Source organism: Corynebacterium flavescens (genome assembly GCF_008693105.1).
Taxonomy (GTDB): domain Bacteria; phylum Actinomycetota; class Actinomycetes; order Mycobacteriales; family Mycobacteriaceae; genus Corynebacterium; species Corynebacterium flavescens.
In genome coordinates this window covers 1-2,067 of sequence record NZ_VXKK01000030.1, presented here as the reverse complement: position 1 = coordinate 2,067, position 2,067 = coordinate 1, and the positions used below count along the sequence as shown (strand labels likewise).

Annotated in this window: 2 rRNA genes; both read right to left on the bottom strand. The window is 52.6% G+C overall.

Annotated elements, in window-relative coordinates:
- Nucleotides 1-28: 28 nt before the first annotated feature.
- Nucleotides 29-146, bottom strand: a 5S ribosomal RNA gene (gene rrf, locus F4V60_RS05880).
- A gap of 140 nt (nucleotides 147-286) precedes the next feature.
- A 23S ribosomal RNA gene (locus F4V60_RS05875) occupies nucleotides 287-2,067 on the bottom strand; the annotation flags it as partial.

Sequence of the window (2,067 nt, the reverse complement as noted above, 5' to 3'; positions counted from 1 at the left end):
TTTATTGAGTTGTTGTTTATTTGTTTGATGTCGGCGGCAACTTACTCTCCCACAACCTCCCGGTTGCAGTACCATCAGCGCGGGCAGGCTTAGCTTCCGGGTTCGGAATGGGTCCGGGCGTTTCCCTGTCGCTATCAACCACCGACAAACATGCGGGGCACCACCCACCACCTAAGGGTGGGGTGTGCTTGTGCGTATTGTGTCAGATACTGCATAGTGGACGCGAACACGATTCGTGTATTCTTCATAATTTTTTGTGCACGGTAGGCCACACAACAATGTGTGTGGGTGTGTTTGTTTTGGTCTATTAGTACCAGTAGCCTTAACACTTTACAGTGCTTACAGGTCTGGCCTATCAACCCCATAGTCTTTAGGGGACCTCAAATGAAACCTCATCTTAAAACAGGCTTCCCGCTTAGATGCTTTCAGCGGTTATCCCTTCCGTACGTAGCCAACCAGCAATGCCCCTGGCGGAACAACTGGCACACTAGAGGTACGTCCGTCCCGGTCCTCTCGTACTAGGGACAGCCTTCTTCAAGTTTCAACGCGCGCGGCGGATAGAGACCGAACTGTCTCACGACGTTCTGAACCCAGCTCGCGTGCCGCTTTAATGGGCGAACAGCCCAACCCTTGGGACCTACTCCAGCCCCAGGATGCGACGAGCCGACATCGAGGTGCCAAACCATCCCGTCGATATGGACTCTTGGGGAAGATCAGCCTGTTATCCCCGGGGTACCTTTTATCCGTTGAGCGACACCACATCCACAAGTAGGTGCCGGATCACTAGTCCCGACTTTCGTCCCTGCTCGAGTTGTCACTCTCGCAGTCAAGCTCCCTTGTGCACTTACACTCACCACCTGATTGCCAACCAGGCTGAGGGAACCTTTGGGCGCCTCCGTTACATTTTGGGAGGCAACCGCCCCAGTTAAACTACCCACCAGGCACTGTCCCCAACCCAGATCATGGGCCAAGGTTCAGGTGCTCAATCCGATCAGAGTGGTATTTCAACAACGACTCCACACCAACTAGCGTTAATGCTTCTAAGTCTCCCACCTATCCTACACAAACCGAACCAAACACCAATACCAAGCTATAGTGAAGGTCCCGGGGTCTTTTCGTCCTGCCGCGCGTAACGAGCATCTTTACTCGTAGTGCAATTTCACCGGGCCTGTGGTTGAGACAGCAGGGAAGTCGTTACGCCATTCGTGCAGGTCGGAACTTACCCGACAAGGAATTTCGCTACCTTAGGATGGTTATAGTTACCACCGCCGTTTACTGGGGCTTAAATTCTCAGCTTCGCCACACAATATGTGACTAACCGGTCCTCTTAACCTTCCAGCACCGGGCAGGCGTCAGTCCATATACATCAACTTAACGTCTTCGCATGGACCTGTGTTTTTGATAAACAGTCGCTTCCCTCTATTCTCTGCGACCCCACGAAGCACACACACCGCAAGGATGTGCCACCACGCAAGGTCCCCCTTCTCCCGAAGTTACGGGGGCAATTTGCCGAGTTCCTTAACCACAGTTCACCCGAACGCCTTAGTATTTTCAACCTGACTACCTGTGTCGGTTTAGGGTACGGGCCATAAACACACTCACTAGAGGCTTTTCTCGACAGCAAGGGATCACCAACTTCACCAATTACGGCTACGCATCACGTCTCACATAAAGGGGATGCGGATTTACCACTCACCCCCAGCTACACGCTTACACCAACAATCCAATAAGCGGCATGGCTACCCAACTGTGTCACCCCATCGCTTGAACCACATATCAGGCCCCACGACACCAAACACCAACAACCAACCTAAAAGGCTAGAAGTACACGTGCCGGCATGGTGGTTAGTATCAATGCTTTATCATGGGCGCATGCTTACGGGTACCAGAATATCAACTGGTTGTCCATCGACTACGCCTGACGGCCTCGCCTTAGGTCCCGACTCACCCTGGGAAGACGAACTTGACCCAGGAACCCTTAGTCATCCGGCGGATAGGATTCTCACCTATCAATTCGTTACTCATGCCTGCATTCTCACTCGCACACACTCCACGCCTCCTCACGGT